Source organism: Sandaracinobacteroides sp. A072, from assembly GCF_052616365.1.
The window spans coordinates 21,717-39,192 of record NZ_JBQXGU010000003.1 but is presented as its reverse complement, the minus strand read 5'-3'; the positions used below and the strand labels follow the sequence as shown (position 1 = coordinate 39,192).

General features: G+C 66.4%; 12 protein-coding genes. 6 read left to right on the top strand and 6 right to left on the bottom strand.

Annotated elements, in window-relative coordinates; translation table 11 throughout:
• Positions 1 to 76: 76 nt before the first annotated feature.
• Both ACUJ46_RS09195 and ACUJ46_RS09190 read left to right on the top strand, forming a co-directional pair.
• The gene (locus ACUJ46_RS09195) at positions 77 to 1,189 is read left to right on the top strand and encodes an NAD(P)-dependent alcohol dehydrogenase (RefSeq protein WP_445390184.1); all 1,113 of its coding nucleotides are present in this window, start codon (positions 77 to 79) and stop codon (positions 1,187 to 1,189) included.
• A 40-nt stretch (positions 1,190 to 1,229) separates the two neighbouring features.
• Positions 1,230 to 2,663: an aldehyde dehydrogenase family protein gene (locus ACUJ46_RS09190; RefSeq protein WP_445390183.1), complete on the top strand. Its 1,434-nt coding sequence runs from the start codon at positions 1,230 to 1,232 to the stop codon at positions 2,661 to 2,663.
• 115 nt (positions 2,664 to 2,778) lie between these two features.
• Here the strand turns inward: ACUJ46_RS09190 and ACUJ46_RS09185 are convergent, their stop codons facing one another.
• Together ACUJ46_RS09185 and ACUJ46_RS09180 are read right to left on the bottom strand one after the other, a co-directional pair.
• Positions 2,779 to 3,294: a hypothetical protein gene (locus ACUJ46_RS09185; protein ID WP_445390182.1), complete on the bottom strand. Its 516-nt coding sequence runs from the start codon at positions 3,292 to 3,294 to the stop codon at positions 2,779 to 2,781.
• Positions 3,295 to 3,398: 104 nt separating this feature from the next.
• On the bottom strand, positions 3,399 to 6,665 hold the full coding sequence (locus tag ACUJ46_RS09180) for a TM0106 family RecB-like putative nuclease (protein ID WP_445390181.1): 3,267 nt from the start codon (positions 6,663 to 6,665) through the stop codon (positions 3,399 to 3,401).
• A gap of 188 nt (positions 6,666 to 6,853) precedes the next feature.
• Here ACUJ46_RS09180 and ACUJ46_RS09175 point away from each other — a divergent pair, with 188 nt between their 5' ends.
• Positions 6,854 to 7,837 (top strand): helix-turn-helix transcriptional regulator, encoded by a 984-nt coding sequence (locus ACUJ46_RS09175; RefSeq protein WP_445390180.1) that lies wholly within the window; start codon positions 6,854 to 6,856, stop codon positions 7,835 to 7,837.
• 48 nt (positions 7,838 to 7,885) lie between these two features.
• Here ACUJ46_RS09175 and ACUJ46_RS09170 read toward each other — a convergent pair whose 3' ends face one another.
• Positions 7,886 to 8,866 carry a calcium/sodium antiporter gene (locus ACUJ46_RS09170; RefSeq protein WP_445390179.1) on the bottom strand — a complete coding sequence of 327 codons (981 nt, stop codon included), beginning with the start codon at positions 8,864 to 8,866 and terminating at the stop codon, positions 7,886 to 7,888.
• 6 nt (positions 8,867 to 8,872) lie between these two features.
• Positions 8,873 to 9,844 carry a magnesium/cobalt transporter CorA gene (gene corA / locus ACUJ46_RS09165; protein ID WP_445390178.1) on the bottom strand — a complete coding sequence of 324 codons (972 nt, stop codon included), beginning with the start codon at positions 9,842 to 9,844 and terminating at the stop codon, positions 8,873 to 8,875.
• Positions 9,845 to 10,187: 343 nt separating this feature from the next.
• On the opposite strand from corA, the gene ACUJ46_RS09160 reads away from it, so the two are divergent.
• Positions 10,188 to 11,516, top strand: coding sequence for an alkaline phosphatase PhoX (locus ACUJ46_RS09160; RefSeq protein ID WP_445390177.1), 1,329 nt, complete (start codon positions 10,188 to 10,190; stop codon positions 11,514 to 11,516).
• Between the two features lie 47 nt (positions 11,517 to 11,563).
• Here the strand turns inward: ACUJ46_RS09160 and ACUJ46_RS09155 are convergent, their stop codons facing one another.
• Positions 11,564 to 13,939, bottom strand: coding sequence for a YbcC family protein (locus tag ACUJ46_RS09155; RefSeq protein WP_445390176.1), 2,376 nt, complete (start codon positions 13,937 to 13,939; stop codon positions 11,564 to 11,566).
• Between the two features lie 40 nt (positions 13,940 to 13,979).
• Complete coding sequence (locus tag ACUJ46_RS09150) at positions 13,980 to 15,563, bottom strand: proton-conducting transporter transmembrane domain-containing protein (RefSeq protein ID WP_445390175.1); 1,584 nt, start codon at positions 15,561 to 15,563, stop codon at positions 13,980 to 13,982.
• Between the two features lie 100 nt (positions 15,564 to 15,663).
• Between ACUJ46_RS09150 and ACUJ46_RS09145 the strand changes: the two genes are divergently transcribed.
• Together ACUJ46_RS09145 and ACUJ46_RS09140 are read left to right on the top strand one after the other, a co-directional pair.
• The gene (locus ACUJ46_RS09145) at positions 15,664 to 16,560 is read left to right on the top strand and encodes a LysR family transcriptional regulator (protein ID WP_445390174.1); all 897 of its coding nucleotides are present in this window, start codon (positions 15,664 to 15,666) and stop codon (positions 16,558 to 16,560) included.
• A gap of 134 nt (positions 16,561 to 16,694) precedes the next feature.
• Positions 16,695 to 17,384: a hypothetical protein gene (locus ACUJ46_RS09140; protein ID WP_445390173.1), complete on the top strand. Its 690-nt coding sequence runs from the start codon at positions 16,695 to 16,697 to the stop codon at positions 17,382 to 17,384.
• Positions 17,385 to 17,476: the final 92 nt, after the last annotated feature.

Sequence of the window (17,476 nt, the reverse complement as noted above, 5' to 3'; positions counted from 1 at the left end):
GTCGACGGACGGCCCGCGACGTTCCAAGCTGGCTGGCGGCCGCTTTCCGGCCTGCACCACCCTGCGGGAGCCTTTCATGACCAGTTGCACGGCCGCTGTCGCGCGCGGCGCCAACCAGCCCTTCACGCTCGAAGAGATAGAGGTCACGGCACCGCGTGCCGGGGAAGTGCGCGTTCGGGTGGCGGGCGTCGGGCTATGCCACACCGATCTCGTCTTCCGCGACCAGGTCGAGGCCTTCGCCAAGCCCGGTGTCCTGGGCCATGAAGGCGCCGGCATTATCGAGGCCGTGGGCGAGGGCGTCGAGGGCTTCGCCGTTGGCGACCGGGTGGTGATGGGCTTTTCCTCCTGCGGGGCCTGCCCCCGCTGTGACGAGGATCTGCCAAGCTACTGCCTGCAGTTCGTGCCGCTCAACTATGCCGGCATGCGGCTGGAGGATGGCTCCACCGCCTGTTCCGGGGCTGATGGCGCGCCGGTTTCCTCCCACTTCTTCGGCCAGTCCTCCTTCGCGGCGCTGGCGGTGACGCGGGCGCGGAACCTCGTGAAGGTGCCGGAAACGCAATTGCCGCTCGAACTGCTCGGCCCGCTTGGCTGCGGCCTGATGACAGGCGCAGGCGCAGTCATGAAATCCATGGACTGCAAGGCCGGCTCGTCCCTCATCGTCTTTGGCGGCGGCCCTGTCGGGCTGGCGGCCGTGATGGCCGGGCGCGTGCGCGGCTGCGCCACGATCATCCTCGTCGAGCCGCTGGCCGCGCGCCGTGAAACGGGCCTCGAGCTTGGCGCGACCCATGTGATCGACCCCGCCGCCGGTGATCTCGGCGAGGCAATCCGCGCGATCCTGCCGCTGGGCGTCGATTTCGCGCTCGACACGACGGGCAATGTCGGGGTGGTGGAAACCGGCCTCGCCAATCTGGCGCCGCATGGCATGATCGGGCTTGTCGGCGTGCCGAAGGAGGCCGAGGCCGCCATTTCGGTGAACATCACCGCGCTGATGACGCCGGGCCTCAGGATCATCGGCATCATCGAGGGCGATGCCGTGCCGCAGCAATTCATTCCCGAACTGCTGGCGCTGCACGCGGCGGGCGATTTCCCCTTCGACAGGCTGATCCGCACCTTCCCGCTTTCCCGGATCAACGAGGCGATCGAGGCGCAGGCGCGCGGCGACTGCATCAAGGTCGTCCTCATTCCCTGACATGCGCCAGACCTGAAACGCGCGAGAACGGAGATACCCGATGCAATTCGACAATGATTACCGCATGCTGATCGGCGGCGCGCTGGTGGGCGCGGCAAAATCCCTCGATGTGCTGAGCCCCGCGACCGAGCAGGTCATCGCCAGCGTGCCGGACAGCGGCGAGGCCGAGCTGCAGGCGGCCGTGGACGCAGCCCGCAAGGCCTTTCCGGGCTGGGCCGCGACCCCGATCGCCGAGCGCAAGGCCATGCTGAACGCGCTGGGCGACGCGATCATGGCCAATGCGGATGGCTTCATGCGCCTACTTACCGCCGAGCAGGGCAAGCCCCACCACGAGGCGCAGGGCGAGATCATGGGCGCGGGCTTCTGGCTGAAGGCGGCAACCGCCCTCGACCTGCCTGAGACAGTGAACGAGGATTCCGACGAGCGTATCTCCATCACCCGCCATGTGCCGCTGGGCGTGGTGGGCGCGATTGCGCCATGGAACTTCCCGATGATCCTGGCGATGTTCAAGGTGGCGCCCGGGCTTCTGGCCGGCAACACCATGGTGCTGAAGCCTTCGCCCTTCACGCCGCTTTGCACACTGAAGTTCGCGGAACTGGCCAAGGAGATCCTGCCGGCCGGTGTGCTCAACGTGATCACCGGCGGCGACCATCTCGGCCCGCTGATGACCGCGCACCCAGGTTTCGACAAGATCAGCTTCACCGGCTCCACCCAGACCGGGCGGCGGGTGATGGCATCGGCCGCGCCGACCCTGAAGCGCGTGACTTTGGAACTGGGCGGTAACGACCCGGCGATCGTGATGCCCGACGTGGACGTGGAAAAGATTGCCGAGCAGCTTTTCTGGGCGGCATTCTCCAACAACGGGCAAATCTGCATCGCCACCAAGCGCATGTATATCCACAAGGATATCTACGAGCCACTGCGCGACGCCATCGTCGCCTATGCGAAGACTGTGAAGGTAGGCGATGGCGCCCAGCAGGGCACGCAGATCGGGCCGATCAACAACCGCCCGCAATATGAGCGCGTGCTCGACCTGATCCGGGATGCGAAGGACAATGGCTATACGTTCCTGATGGGGGGCGAAAAGTCCGATGTGCCGGGCTATTTCGTGCCCATCACCATCCTCGACAACCCGCCCGAGGACAGCCGCATCGTGCAGGAGGAGCAGTTCGGGCCCGTTCTGCCGCTGATCCGGTTCGACGACATCGATGAAGTGGTCGCGCGCGCCAATGCCAGCGATTACGGTCTGGGTGCCTCCATCTGGTCCGCCGACGAGGAGAAGGCCTATGAACTGGCGCAGCGCATCCAGTCGGGCACGGTCTGGGTGAACGAGACGCAGCATCTGTCCCCGCTGGCGGCTTTCGGCGGCATGAAGCAGTCGGGCATGGGCGTCGAAGGCGGTGTCGAGGGTCTGCTGGAATATACCGCCGCGCAAACTCTGGTGCGCAGGAAGAAGCCGGCTTTCAAAGGCTGAGCCACGGCGGCTGAGGCAGGGCCCTCAGGGGCCGCGAAACGGAGGCGGGGGCGGCCCGAAAGCCGCCCCCGTCGTTCGTTCAGGCCGATGCACGGCATGACTGTTGCCGCCACGGTCAGAGGCGCGCGCACTGGTCTTCCCGGTTGCCCTTGACGATATTGCCACCGCCGTCGGGTGCGGGGCGGTTGTCCTTGCATTGCAGATTGCCGTCGATGCGATTGCCGGAAACCCTCTGGATGCCGCGGTTGCCGAACAGCTGGATGTCGCCATTGACCCGCAGACCGGAGAGGCGCGCCGATCCGCCGTCCTTCAGTTGCACATTGCCATCCACGGACACGCCCCTGAGGTCGACATGGCGGTGGTTTTCGCCCTGAACATTGCCACCGACCTTCACGCCCTCGGCCCTCAGGCTGGCGCCATCACGGACCAGTATGTTCCCATCGATGCGGGTGTTGCCCAGATTGCAGCGCGCGCCATTGGGAACCACCAGATTTCCGTCAATCCTGGCCGGGCCGAGCGACCCGCGGCACTCCTGGTCGCCTGCAAGGGCGGGGCCTGCGGCCATCATCATCGCACCGCAGAGCAGCGCCCCGGCCAGACTTTTCCCGGCCAGATTCATCCTGTGCATCATGATGAAATCTCCCTTTCCTCGAACCATGTCGTCCCTGCTGCGGGATCATGGTTGAACAGTCTGCAAACGGGCGGTTCAGAAGGGGTTAACCAGCCCGGCCACCGCTATCCGGCGGGAAGGCCTGGAAGCGCGCACAGCGTGTTGACCAGCCGCATCTGCTCGATGGTCTCGCATTTCGCCTCGCGCAGGCGCGGGGCGCCGAAGATCAGCGCAAGCGCCCTGGCGCGGGAAATGGCGACGTTGATGCGGTTGAGCGAGAACAGGAATTCCATTCCGCGCGCCATTTCGCCTGCCGAGGATGCCGTCATGGAAACGAGGCAGACGGCCGCCTCCTGGCCCTGGAACCGGTCGACCGTGCCGACGCGGATTCCATCCGGAAGCGCGGCCGCGAGCGCGTTCACCTGTGCATTATAGGGTGCGACGACGATGATGTCGGCTGGCCGCATGGGCCTTGATGTCCCGTCCATGCCGGTCCACTGACCGGCGAGCAGCTGCCCGCAGGCGGCAAGGATCGCGGACGTTTCCTCCTGTGCGACCTGCGCATTGCCTTCGTGCGCCACTGGCACCCAGAAGGCCCCGGCTTCAGGAAAGCCCGTGCCTGAGACCTTCTGGCGGGCCGTATCCGGGTGGCTGGCAAGCCTTCCTTCATAGACCTGTTCCGAAATGAAGCGGTTCACCGCCGGGTGCATCCGCCGCGTGCTGTCCAGGAAGATGCCCCGGTCGGGCGGGATGGTGGCATGCTCGCCCAGCATCCAGTCGAGGCAGGAAAGGTTGGCGGGCTCCGGGTGCGCGCCCTGGATCACCTGCGGCAGCTGGCGCGGATCGCCCACCAGCACGATGTTGCGCGCCGCGCGCCCCATGGCCACCATGTTGGCCAGCCCCACCTGGCCCGCTTCGTCCACGAACAGCCAGTCGAAGGCCTGGATATTCTCTGCGCGGGCGAAGAAGAAGACGGTTCCGCCCACCACATGCCTGCCGACGGCCGCGCGCGCATTGTCGGTCGTGCGCAGGATGGGGCTGTCCTCCGGATAGCCGTCATCCACGGACGAGAGCTTGTGCATGATCTCCCATGAGAAGGGCAGGTCGGCCTCCTCGATGGCGGCTGTGCAGCCTGTCAGCAGGTTGCGAATCGCCTCATGGCTGCTGGAGGCCACGCCCACCCGCTTGCCCGACCGCAGCAGGGCAAGAATGGCGCGCGCGGTCACATGGGTCTTGCCCGTGCCGGGCGGCCCCTGGATCGGCAGGACGGTTTCCTCCATCCGGGCAACCGCTTCGATGGTGCGGAGAACCGGGTCCGCATCCTGTGGCATGGGGCCGGAAAGGCGCGGGGCCGCGCGGGAAAGCAGATCGTCCACCGCGCGGTAGCGGCGCGGCCCGCACTGGTCCTCGATCACGTCGCGCAGCGCCTGGGCGATGCCGCGGGTATCCAGCGGCGCGTCCGGGTGCAGCGTCAGCTGGTCGGCGAGCAGATCGGCCTTCTTCCGGCCGATCGTCAGCGTCACCGTCCGGTGCTTGCGGTCCAGATGCTCAATGTTGATGGATGTGAAGTTTTCGGGCGTGGCGATGGAGGCCCTGCTACCGTTGCGCAGCTTCGTTTCCTGCCGGGGGAAGCTGTAGGTCCGCCGCATGGATTGCCTGACCGGCTCGGACGGCCCCGTGGCAACCAGCCCGGCGAGCGCATCGAGGTCATCGATGAGTTCGTCCGCCTCCATGCCGAGGCTGTCGAAGATCGCCCACCAGCCCGGCTTTGCCTCCCGCTTGTGGAAGACGCCAAGGTTGAGGAGCATGGCCTGCCGGCTTTCGCACAGGCCCGAGGCTTGCAGCCGTGCCCTGAGCGTCTCGACATCATCGTCTCTTTCCGTGTCTTCCGCCGTGGTGGCCGCGGCCGTGGGCCAGGGGCCTTCCGGCCGGATCGACACGAGCCAGTCGCGCAGCTTTTGTGTCGAGAGGCAGTCGAGCCGGTTGTAGTTTTCGATCTCGTCGAGGATCGCCGCCTCGCCCGTCTCGCGCCATTCCTCATAGGCGACGACGGAACCGCCCGCCGTCTTCACTTCGCCCTCGCGCACGAAATCATAGAAGACTTCGAGGGACTTGATGGAATAGCTGCTTTCGGAACAGATCAGCCCGCCGCGCACCACGGCAAAGAGATCGACGAACCGCCGCTCGCGCAGCAGCCGGTCGAGGAAGGCCTCGCCGATTCCATGCCTTGCCGTCAGCCGCCTGAGGGCGGTGATCTCGTACGGAGCGTAATGATATATGCCTGCGTTCGGGAAACACCGGAGCCGGTCCTCGAAGAAGGCGAACAGCTTCGCCAGCGCCCGGCCTTCGCCCGCGCGGTCATGCGCCCAGAAGGGCTGGAAGCCTTCCTCCGTCAGCACGCCGTGCAGATATTCAAGCCCGCCGTCGACATGGGGGTCGCCCTCGATGTCGTAGAAGATATCGCCCGGTTGCGGCCGTGGCAGCAGGTCGAAGCCCTTTCCGGCCCGGGCGGGGCGCAGTTCGTGGCGTGGCGGGCCGCTTTTGCGCGCCTGTTGCAGCCGTGCCTGCGCCTTCAGCCGGTCGAGCGTTTCGGCGGCCATGCCGCGCACCGGCCCCGCGTGGCGCGCCAGCTGCGCCACGCTGTCGATGCCGTCCGATTCCAGCTTCTTCACCTGCGCGCGCGTGATGTTGGCCAGGGTGAAGAGGCTGTCTTCGGCCTTCCAGACCTGCGCGCAATGGTCAGACCAGCGGCACAGGCTGCAGTCCGCGCAGGGCTCGGGCCGGGTTTCGGGCGTTTCGGCCACAAAGGCTTCGAGCCGTGCGCGTGCCGCGCGGGCATAATGCGCATAGTCGGCCAGCCGCAGCGTGGCGCGCGTTCCGTCACCCAGTTCGATATGGGCCTGTTCCGGCAGCACTCCCTGCACGTCGGCCAGAAGATCGGAATAGAGGACAAGTTGCAGCACATGCCTCGGGTGCGGGCGGCGCTTCAGCTTGGTGTCCGTCACCTCGTAGCTGAAAGCCCCGAGGGCCGAGGGGCGCTCGACCCGCTCGAGAAAATCGGACCAGCCGCCCCAGTTTCCCGAAAGCAGCGCGCCCTGGAACAGGATGTCCGGCCCTTCGGCAAGCGCCGCGCGTGTAGCCGCCGCATCGGTGGCAAGGTCGCCGGGGGTGATTTCGACCACATGCCGCCCTTGCGCCTTCAGCCGGGCGAGATGGCCCGCCTCATGCGCGTCGCCCATCGTTTGCAGCAGCCGTGCATCGGCATCGTCCTCGCGCGGCTCCGGCCCCTTGCCCCGCAGCCGTGCAAGATCGAGGGCCGTGGCATGGGCACAGCCGGTGAAACGCATGAGGTCGGTTGCCGAAAAGAGGATGTGGTCGCCTGCGTTCCGCATCTGGCTCCTTTGCCGTGATCCGCCCGGCCCCCTGAAAGTTTGTCTGGCCAGACAAACCGACGGGGTGCGTCTGCCGGGATGCGACATGCCCGACATACATCGGGTGGGCAACGCATCGCATCTCGACAGGACGCAGAATCGGTCATAGCCTGTGCGGGTGTCAAAAACTGGCAGGCTGATTGCGCATCATGTCATTTTCCAAGGCCCGCGATCTCATCCGGCTCGCCCAGCTTGCCGCTGCCCGTCGCTCCGGCATCGGGCTTGAGGATATCTGCGCCGAATTCGGTGTCGCCCACCGCACGGCGCAGCGCATGACGACCGCGCTGGAAGAGTGTTTCGCCAATGTGGAGGTGATCGATGGCGAGGATCGCAAGCGCCGCTGGCGGCTTGCCGACCCTGGCCTCGGCCGTCTGCTGCCACGGCAGGAAACCGGGCTGGAAGCGCTTGATATCGCCGTGCGCGCGGCCACGGGCGAAGGGCGCCTTCTCCATGCACGGGCGCTTGAAGGCCTGCGCGACGGCCTGCTGGCGTGCCTGCCGGCCCGTGACGCCGCGCGGGCGGAAGCCGATGCCGAGGCGGTGCTCGCCGCCATGGGCCATGTCAGCCGGCCGGGGCCACGCGTGAGCCTTGCGCCCGCCATGCTCGATGCCATCATCGAGGCGCTGCGCGGTCCGTTCCGCCTTGTGGTCCGCTATGGGGAACCGGATTCGCCGCCGCGCATGCTGGAACCGCATGGCGTGCTGATGGGGCATCGGTCCTATCTTGTTGCCCGCCAGCCCGATCGCGGCGACAGGATTCGCAGTTTCCGCCTCGATCTCATCCACGAGGCCCGCACCCTCGACGAGAGCTTCGCGATGGCGGAGGATTTTTCACTAGAGGACCATGCGGCTCAGTCCTTTGGCGTGTGGCAGCACCCGGATGAATATGGCGAGGTTGTGTGGCGCTTCAGCCCCGAAGCCGCGGAACGTGCGGCTGGCTTCCGCTTTCACCCCGGCCAGCATGCCGAGCCGCAGGAGGATGGAAGCCTCATCGTCCGCTTCCGGGCCTCGGGCTGGCTGGAAATGGCCTGGCATCTCTATCAATGGGGGGACAAGGTCGAGGTGCTGGCGCCCGATGGCCTTCGCGCCATGGTGGAAGGCTACCGCCGGTCCGACTTCAGCGCGCTGCCCTGAAACAGGGGCGCGCGCCGGACCGGCGGTGTCTGTTCGGTCAGGGCGCGATCAGGCGGTCATGCCGTTCGTGAACAGGAAGATCATGTAGGCGCCATAGGCCAGCAGCATGGCGGCCCCGATTCCCCTTCCGATCGTGCGGAAGGCGAAGAGTATGAGGATGAGCGCAATAGCAGTCGCCAGGAGCACCGGCGTATCGATGCTGCGGAAGCGGTCACTGACGGCAATGGGGTGGATGACTGCCGTGGTGCCCAATATGGCCAGGATGTTGAAGATGTTGCTGCCGATCACATTGCCGAGCACCACGTCGGAATGGCGCCGGATGGCCGCGACGATTGCGGTTGCCAGTTCCGGAAGCGACGTGCCCACCGCCACGAGCGAAAGGCCGATGACGGCATCCGGAACGCCGAAGTCGCGGGCGATGGAAACTGCCCCGTCAACGAGAAGATCCGCGCCGAAAACCAGCAGCGCGATGCCGCCCAGCGCCAGCGCCGGCCCCATCCACGCCCGCCGGATCGGAATATCCTCGAACTCATCGGTTTCCATCTCGAACAGCGTGGCCGCCTTTTCGCGCCGCTCCTTCATGTAGGTTGTCCCCAGGAAGAGGATGAGGGCGCCGAGGAGGGCCGCGCCCTCCGGCAGGGTGATCACCTGCCCCTGGACAAGCCCGAACAGAATCAGTGCGGAAAGCCCCGCCACCACCGCTTCACGCAGCGCCGTCGGGCTCCAGCCGGATATGGGCACGATCACGGCGGCGATCCCGATGATCAGCAGCGTGTTCGCGATGTTGCTGCCCACCACATTGCCGAGCGCGATTTCGGGCGCACCGTTCAGGGCCGCATTCAGGGACACCAGAAGTTCCGGCATGGAGGTGCCGAAGCCGATGATGACAAGGCCGATGATTAGCTTCGAGATGCCGAGGCGTTCGGCGATGTTCACGCTGCCCCGCACGAGGCTTTCCCCCCCGATGAAGAGCAGGACAAGCCCGGCTGCGACAAGCCCGATATCGTACCAGAGTGTTTCCAATGCCATGTCCTCTCAGAGCCAGCCGCGTTTCTTGAAATACAGGAGTGGGATGATGGCCGACAGCGCCATCAGGCCGATCGCCCATGGATAGCCCAGCAGCCATTGCAATTCCGGCATGTGTTCGAAGTTCATGCCGTAGATCGAGGCAACGAGCGTCGGTGGCAGGAAAACGACGGCTGCCACCGAGAAGATCTTGATGATGGCGTTCTGCTCGATGCTGATCATCCCGAGTGTCGCATCAAGAAGGAAGGTGATCTTCTGCGACAGGAAATCGGCATGGTCGGCAAGCGAGCGCACGTCCCGGTAGAGGGTCTTGATGCCTTCGCGGATGTCCTTGGCGCTCTTGCGCTGGACTGCGCCCTGCCCGAGAAAACCGGCCATGCGCTCGAGCGTGACGAGGCTGTCGCGGATGTTCGAGATGAGATCGCCCTTGTGGCCGATCCCGGACAGGAGTTTCCCGAAATCCTTGTTTTTCGCCGAGCCTGAGCCGTTGTGCTGGAAGATGCTGCGCGAAATCCCGTCGATGTCACGTCCGGCACGTTCCAGGATATCCGCAAGGCGCTCGACGATCGCATCGAGCAGCGCGATCAGGACATCCTCCCCCGATGAGCAGCCCATGTCGTTTTTTTCCACGCGCTGCCGGAAGGTCTGGAAGGCGCGCGGATCATGATATCTGACGGTGATGAGCAGATCGCCTTTCAGGATGAAGGTCACGGCATTCATGTCCGGCGTGTCGCCATCGGCGTTGGCGGGCAGCAGGGCGGTCATGTAGGCCGCGCCATTCTCGTTGTAGAGCCGCGAGGAGATCTCGATCTCCGCCATCTCTTCCAATGTGGGTATGTCGATCCCCAGCTTCTTCTCCAGTCCGGTCTCCTCGGCGTCCTCGGGCTGGAGAAGATCGATCCACAGCAGGTCCCCGTCATGCGCAAGTGCGTCATGCACCGCCCTGAGCCGGCCGCCGTCATTCCTGTATCCGCTGATCATCGGCGCACCCCTTCGGCCTTTCGATCCAGCTGTTGACGAGGCGGCCACCCCGCCTGCAACTGGCTTGAACCGGCCACAGCGTCATTTAGGCTGGTTGCGCCGGCTGGCAATGCCATGCGCGGTTCCCTGTGCCATGGAATCCATGGCTGGCGGAATGCTGCATGTTCGCAATTCTGTAACCGCAGCAGGCCAATATGCCGAACGGGTTCAGAGCCGGTGGGGAAGCATGCATCTGCCTGCCTCGACCATGCCGGGATGGCGGGAACCGGCCACCGGCCCGGATAGTCAGGCCGGTGCCGCTGGAAGACATGAAGGATATGCAGGACATATGGATGTGCGCCCGATGATGAACACAAGCCGCCGCGCCTTTCTTGCCGCCACGGGCAGCGCGTTCGCCGCCCTGCTGGCCAGCGGCTGCTCGACCCGCGGCGCGATTTCCCCGGCGCTTGCCGAGGCCGCAGGCCATGGGCCGCTGGTGCCTGACCCCGCCGGCTTTCTCGATCTGCCGGACGGTTTTTCCTATCGCGTCATCAGCCGCCTCGGCGATGCGATGGACGATGGCCTGACCGTGCCCGATGCGGCCGATGGCATGGGCTGCTTCGATCACGGCGGCGGGAAATGGGCGCTGGTGCGCAACCATGAGCTGCGCCCTGGCAAGAGCGGCGGCGGCGCCATTCCATCCGGCTATGACCGGGTTGCCCGCAGCAACATCGTGATGCCCGGCGGCACCACCACCCTGGTGGTGGATGCGCAAACGCTGGCGGTGGAGCGGCAATACAGGTCCCTTGCCGGCACGATCCGCAACTGCGCCGGCGGGGTGACGCCATGGGGCAGTTGGCTGAGCTGCGAGGAAGATGTCACGCGCGCCGGGCCTCTGGCCGGCAGGGATCATGGCTATGTCTTCGAGGTGCCCGCGCGGGCGGAGGGGCTGGTCGATCCCGTGCCGCTGAAGGCGATGGGCCGCTTCAATCACGAAGCCGCCGCCGTCGATCCGGCAACCGGCATCGTCTACATGACCGAAGACCGCAAGGACGGGCTTCTCTATCGCTTCATTCCCGCAGTTCCGGGCGACCTCGCCCGTGGCGGGCAACTCGAGGCGCTCGTGCTCCCGGCGGCCCCGGCGGACACGCGCAACTGGAATGGCCGCACCCACGCGGTGGGCGGCTGGCATGCAGCCCGCTGGGTGAAGCTGGATGACCCGGAAGCGCCCGCCGATGATCTGCGCATCCGTGGTGCCGCGCAGAGCGCGGCCATCTTCGCGCGCGGCGAAGGCGTGTGGATGGGCGATGGCGAGCTCTATTTCTGCTGCACCAATGGCGGCGCCGCGAAGCTGGGCCAGATCTTCCGGCTGCGGCCGGGGCGCAATGGCGCGTCCGATGGCCTGCAGCTCTTCTTCGAGAGCAGTAGCCCCGACCAGTTCAACTATGGCGACAACCTGACAATCGCCCCGAACGGCCATCTCATTGTCTGCGAGGACCAGTATACGGATGTCGTCGCCAATCATGTGCGCGGCATCACACCGGAAGGCAAAGCCTATCCGCTGGCCGCGCTGCGCACGCAGACCGAGCCGGCAGGCGCCTGTTTCTCGCCGGATGGTCGCGTCCTGTTCCTGAACGCCTACAGCCCGACGGCCACCATCGCCATCACCGGCCCCTGGGGCGCCGCCGCCTAGAAAGCCCCTTTTCGGCCTGGGCGTACGGCATGAGGCACGCGCATGCCTCACGCGGCTTCTGCAAGGTCGTCGGTCGTATCCCAGGCAAGGCCCGGGCGGTAGCGGGCGGCGATCCGGCCTTCCTCAAGGGCGAAGAGATGCAGCCAGCCGTTGTCGAAAAGTGCCTGCACGCCGGGATGCCGCGCGAGGATTTCCGCCATTGCGGCCATGGGGGCCTCGATCAGCACCGACAGGCGCAGCGGATCATGCGCCGGCCGCTCGCCGTCATGCAATGTCTGCCAGGGCAGGCCGGGGCGCAGCCGGCCACCATTGCCCTCGACCACACCGATCCCGCCCACGACATTGTGAATGAGCTTGTTGCCACCCCCGAAGACATCCGGCGCAACGCTGGAGCCATGATATTGCAGGCTGATCCAGCTTGCCACCACCACCGGCGCAGTCAGGATCAGTTCCAGCGTGCCGAAGCCCTCATCCGCCTTCCAGTCATAGCTGTGGAGGAAGGCGCGGCCTGAAAGATCGCGGCCAGCCGTCACGGCGCGTGGTGCAGCGACAAAGGCGGCGCAGCCGGCCAGCCCCCATTCGGGGCGCACCTCGGCCCAGTTGCGCGCCCTGTCCGCAATGTTTCCGGCCCGGGCGCCGGGAAGGCGCTGCGCCCGTTCGATGCGGGCAAGGCGCGCCGCCTGCTCCAGCCACACCCTGGCGGTGCGGATATCCGCTGCATGCGCCTGTGCCGGGCTGTCCTCGTGAAGCGTCACCGTATCGGTCGTGGTGTCATGAAGCCCGGCGAGGAACAGCGTGTCCTCGGCAATCGCGATGCCATGGGTCGGAAGCCCGGCGCGCGTTTCCGGGTCGTTGAGCAGTTGCGCCAGCAGACGGGCGGAAACCTCGCCAGTCTGTCCGCCGCACGCGCCGCAATGATAGGCGCTTTCATGTGGATTGTTCCGCACCTGCCCGCCATGGCCGAGCAGCAGGACAAGGCGCGCATGGTCTTTCGTCAGGCTCATGGCCCTGAGCACGGCTGCTGCGGTCGCGGCCTTGGCCTCGGCTGTCATTGCGCCTTCGATACGGGGCGCTGGCTGCGGCGCGGGCTGCCGCCCGAGGCCCAGCGCATCCTTCACCAGCTTTGCCCCGTAAAACGGCCCGGCTGCTTCCACGAAGGCGAAGGAGGAAACCGCTGCCTGCCGGAAACGGCCCCAGGCGCGGGCAGTCCGTGCCGCGATCCGGGCGCGCTGCTCGGTGGCCGGTTCCGCATGGCTGGTCGAAGTGAGCGTGGGGTTCAGGAGCACAGGAAGGTGTGCGGCGATCTCGTCCGTTCCATGTGCCCGGTGGGCGGCAGGCAGGCCGAAGAAGCCGGCAAAGCCGATCGTCGCGATACCGGGGTCAAGGCTTTCGAGCGCGCGGCGGAACAGTTCCGAGCGAACGTCGATGCAGAAGGCCGCCTGAAGCGCTGGCCGCCCCGCCGCTGCCGCCGGCCCGCCCTGCATCCCGGCAAGCTGGCGCTGGTGGGCGCGTTCGGCAGCGTCCTGAAGGATCGAATCGACCAGTTGCTCCGCCGTTGGCGCCACGGGTTCGGCATGAGCCGCGACCGTCTTTGCCCAGTCCCCGGCGATTTGCGGCGCATGCGCCAGCAGGGCTTCTTCCCATACAAGGCGGATGGCGAGCAGATCCGTGATGCTGCTGTCGCTGTCCCCCTTCAGTTCCGCGTCCCACAGCAGCCAGCGGGCATGCTGTGCCCAGCCGCCGAGCTCCATCAGCAGCCGGTGAAAGACGGTGGGGGCGGCGGCCTCGGTCAGCCCGAGCCGCTCGGCCGCGCGCAGCAGCGCGCGTTCGGCCGTGTCTGGCGCGGCTGCGACATGGGCGCAGAAGCCGGACAGGCCCGCGATTTCGGGAGTCAGGTCATGCGTTGCCCATTCCCGCCAGGCGGCGAAGGCGCCCTGGCCCGGCGCCGGCATCCACAGGGCCTGACCGCGATCGAACCGCCCTGCGGCCCAAAGGCCGAAACAGCGCGCGATCACGGCGGGCCAACGGGTGCCCGTGGCGCCTTCGGCCAGTTCGGCAACGGTTGGCAGGGCGCGGGGCGGCGGCCCGTCTTCGCCCAGTTTCGCTTTCAGCTGCGCAAGGCTGCCGGGCTTTTGTTGTGATGGGCAGGCGGACAGCGCCGCTGCCAGATCATCATCGCTGATCCGGCCCGCTGCCACCTCGGCGGCAAAGGCCGCCCTCGGCCGGGTGAGCCGGATTCCGGCGACCCGCGCGAGCCGGGCCGAGGCGGTCGTCAGATCCTCGCCCGCCTGGCCGAGGAAGGGATTGACCGCGACCGTGGCGGAAAGCGGGAAGGCGGGCGGAATGGCGCGGGCTGCGGCTTCGGCGGCCTTCACTATGGCGGTCAGCCGGGCCGGCGCGATGTCGATGGACTTGAGGAACATGTCTGCCTCCTTGGTGTCGGGAGTGGTCTCAGGCTTGATGTCAGGGGTGGCGCGCGGCCTTGAAACCGCCGATCAGCCGGTCGAGCACGGCGTTGAGGTAGAGGCCGTTGGCAAGATGCACGCGAAGTCCCGCTGCTGCCGGGTGGTGCGCCCAGAGCGGGAACAGCGCCTGCGCAACCGCGACGAGGGCAAAGGAGACGAGGGCGAGCACGATGAGCGCCCATTCGAGCGGCCCGGCCGCGGGCGTCGCGGGAACCTGCCCGCCCCACAGCGCCTCGGCGAGATGGTGGAAGGCGAAATAGGCGATAGCCGCGCCCGCGGACGCAAGCGCCGTCCGCTTGGTGAGGGCGGCGGGTGCCGCATCGGCAAGGCCCTGCGCGACGAGATAGGCGACGCCGAAAACCAGGATCGCGCCAAGTGCCAGCGCCTGCGCCGATTTTTCGCCTGCCAGCAGGGTGAAGCCCGTTGCCACGGTGGCATAGAGGGCAAGGGCCATCAGGAAGGCATTGGCAACGGCGCCAAGGCCGGGCACCGCGACAGGGCCGGGCCGGTGCACCGATGCCACCGCCTGCACCGCCCCGCCCGAGGCAAGGAAGGCATGCGCCTTGTAGAGCGAGTGGGCGACAATGTGCAGAAGCGCCAGCGCCCACAGGCCAAGGCCGCACTGCAGCAGCATGAAGCCCATCTGCGCCACCGTCGACCAGGCGAGCGCGGTCTTCACGGCCGGCTGGGTCAGCATCACCACGGCCCCGAACAGCGCCGTGAAGCCCCCGGTCATGACTAGGGCCGCCATCGCGCCGGGGCTCGCCTGCACCGCATCCGCCAGCCGGATCAGCAGGAAGCCGCCGGCATTGACGATGCCGGCATGCAGCATTGCCGAAACAGGGGTCGGCGCTTCCATCACTTCGGTCAGCCAGCCGTGCAGCGGGAAGGATGCCGTCTTGAGCGCTGCGGCCAGAACCAGAAGGGCAACCGCCGCCTGCGCTGCAAGCGGAAGGCCGGTTGCGGCCGCCGCCCCCAGCGCCATGATGTCGGCCGTGCCATAGGCCGCCCACAGCAGAAGTGCGGCCAGGATCACCGCCAGATCGCCGGCGCCCCACACCAGCGTGAATTTGGCCGCTGCCCGCCGGGCTTCGGGCCGCTCGGCATAGAAAAGCAGCAGTTGCCGAAGGCCCAGGCCGACAGCGACAAAGCCCGCCGCAAGCACCGCCAGGCTTCCTGCCTGCACCAGCAGCAGAACGGCCGCGAGCGTTGCCAGCATCAGCGCGTGGAAACGGCCTTCCCGCGCCTCGCCATCGAGATAGGTGCGGGAATAGCGAACCACGATCCAGCCGACGAAGGCGACGAGCAGCGCCATGGTGGCGCTGATGGCATCCAGCCTGAAGGCGACAAGCGCGCTGCCCGGCGCCGCAAACGTGGCCGGCCCGGCAAGGACCAGCCGCAGCACGCCAAGCCCGGCAAGCGCAAGCGCCGCCAGCGCCGCGCCCTCTGCAAGGCGTGGCACCAGGCCGGGGCGCCGGCCCGGCCGCGCAGCCGCGATTGCGGCGACGACAAGCAGGATCAGCGGGGCAGCGAGCGGGGCAGCGAGCGGGGCGGCAAGGGGGGCAGACAGGGGGAAATCCATCGGCGCTATCCTCGAACAGGGAACCGGTTGGCTGGATAGCCTCTGGAAACTCGCCATAATATTACATATTATCTGCAATATTCATCCAGGAAACAGAACGATGGCGCAGCTCAACCTTCACCACCTCCGCCTTTTCCGGGCAGTGGCCACCGAACAGTCCCTCACGGCTGCGGCGCGTCGGCTGAACCTGTCGCAATCGGCGCTGTCCACGCAGATAAGGATCCTGGAACAATCCCTTGGGCATGATCTGTTCGAGCGTCGCGGCCGTGGGCTGGTTCTGACCGAGGCCGGGCGCATTGCGCTCGACCACGCCGATGCGATCTTCCGCGTGGCCGAGGATCTGAGCGCCACGCTGCGGGAAGCGGGGCAGGGGCGACGGGCGCTCAGGGTGGGGGCGCTGGCGACCCTGTCGCGCAACCTGCAGATGAAATTCCTGCGCCCGCTCATCGGGCGGCCGGATGTCGAGGTGGTGCTGCGCTCGGGCGGCCAGGCGGAACTGCTGCGCGGGCTGGATGCGATGGCGCTCGATGTCGTCCTGACCAACCTCGCGCCGCCACGCGATGCGTCCAGCCCATGGTTGGTGCACCGGCTGGACGAGCAGCCCGTCAGCCTGATCGGCACGCCCGCGCGGATCGGTGCGGGCAGGCGCGCGCTTGCCACCCTGCTCGAGGAGGAGCCGGTCATCCTGCCCACGCCTGAAACGGCCCTTCGCGCCGGGTTCGACGCGCTTGCCAGCCGGCTTGGCATCGTGGTCAGCATCGCTGCCGAGGCCGACGACATGGCCATGCTGCGCCTGCTGGCGCGCGAGGATGCGGGCCTTGCCGTCATCCCGCCCATCGTCGTGCAGGATGAACTGGCCACGGGCGCGCTGCTGGAAGCAGCAAAGCTCGAAGGGCTGACGGAGACATTTCTTGCCGTCACCCGCGACCGCCGCTTCCCCAATCCCCTCCTCGCTCCGCTGCTCGGGATGTCGCAAGATGAAGCTGACGCAGGGTGAAGGCCCATGCCTGAACAGGGTTGCGCGGAAGTCCAGTCGAAAGGCCGGGGACTCACATCTTTACTGGAAGGCCTTGAAGGCGAAGACTGAAATGAACCATGTGCGGATATCATTGCAGCGGGGGAGTGGTGCCAGTGCCAGGGGGCAGCCTGAATGACAGCCGGGAACTTGTTGCAGGACATTTCCAGATCCTCAAGGACAAGCAGCGGGCCATCCGCCACGACTTTCCAGATGGCCTGGCGCTTCGCGTTCACCGCGCCATCAGCTGGCTTGGCCGGGCTGAGGCCGAACATGATGATGACGACCTACGCTTCATCCTGCTCTGGGTTGGCTTCAATTCGGCCTATGCGTCTGAAGTGAAATCTGAAATCATTGGTGAGCGCGGCATCTTCGGGGCATTTTTCGAAACGCTCGTCGCCCTTGATGCGGACCGTCGCATTTACAATGCCGTCTGGCAGCGATTTTCACAGGAAATCCGGCTGCTGCTTTCGAACAAATATGTATTTCAGCCATTCTGGAATCACCACAATGGCATGCCAGGCCATGAGAATTGGGCTGACAGGCTGGCAAGCAGCCAGCGGTCCATTGCAGCGGCCATGGGGAAGCAAGACACCGCCCGTATCCTTTCGCTCATGTTCGACAGGCTTTATGTTCTGCGCAATCAGCTTGTGCATGGCGGCGCAACCTGGAACAGCAAGGTCAATCGGGATCAGGTGCGGGATGGCGCGTCAGTCCTCGGCTTTCTCCTGCCTGTTTTCATCGATATCATGATGGACAATTCCGGTCACAACTGGGGCCTTCCATTCTACCCCGTGGTCGACTGAAAACAGCCCTGCCGTGCGATCCGGTAACCAGCATGCATCAAAAGCATGAATAGCGCCCGGAGGCCCGCATGAAGCAGGCCCTTGAATGGATC

Coding starts and splice junctions, on each gene's coding strand:
- ACUJ46_RS09195 (WP_445390184.1), top strand. CDS start 77: ATGACCAGTTGCACGGCCGCTGTCGCGCGCGGCGCCAACCAGCCCTTC.
- ACUJ46_RS09190 (WP_445390183.1), top strand. CDS start 1,230: ATGCAATTCGACAATGATTACCGCATGCTGATCGGCGGCGCGCTGGTG.
- ACUJ46_RS09185 (WP_445390182.1), bottom strand. CDS start 3,294: ATGATGCACAGGATGAATCTGGCCGGGAAAAGTCTGGCCGGGGCGCTG.
- ACUJ46_RS09180 (WP_445390181.1), bottom strand. CDS start 6,665: ATGCGGAACGCAGGCGACCACATCCTCTTTTCGGCAACCGACCTCATG.
- ACUJ46_RS09175 (WP_445390180.1), top strand. CDS start 6,854: ATGTCATTTTCCAAGGCCCGCGATCTCATCCGGCTCGCCCAGCTTGCC.
- ACUJ46_RS09170 (WP_445390179.1), bottom strand. CDS start 8,866: ATGGCATTGGAAACACTCTGGTACGATATCGGGCTTGTCGCAGCCGGG.
- corA (WP_445390178.1), bottom strand. CDS start 9,844: ATGATCAGCGGATACAGGAATGACGGCGGCCGGCTCAGGGCGGTGCAT.
- ACUJ46_RS09160 (WP_445390177.1), top strand. CDS start 10,188: ATGATGAACACAAGCCGCCGCGCCTTTCTTGCCGCCACGGGCAGCGCG.
- ACUJ46_RS09155 (WP_445390176.1), bottom strand. CDS start 13,939: ATGTTCCTCAAGTCCATCGACATCGCGCCGGCCCGGCTGACCGCCATA.
- ACUJ46_RS09150 (WP_445390175.1), bottom strand. CDS start 15,563: ATGGATTTCCCCCTGTCTGCCCCCCTTGCCGCCCCGCTCGCTGCCCCG.
- ACUJ46_RS09145 (WP_445390174.1), top strand. CDS start 15,664: ATGGCGCAGCTCAACCTTCACCACCTCCGCCTTTTCCGGGCAGTGGCC.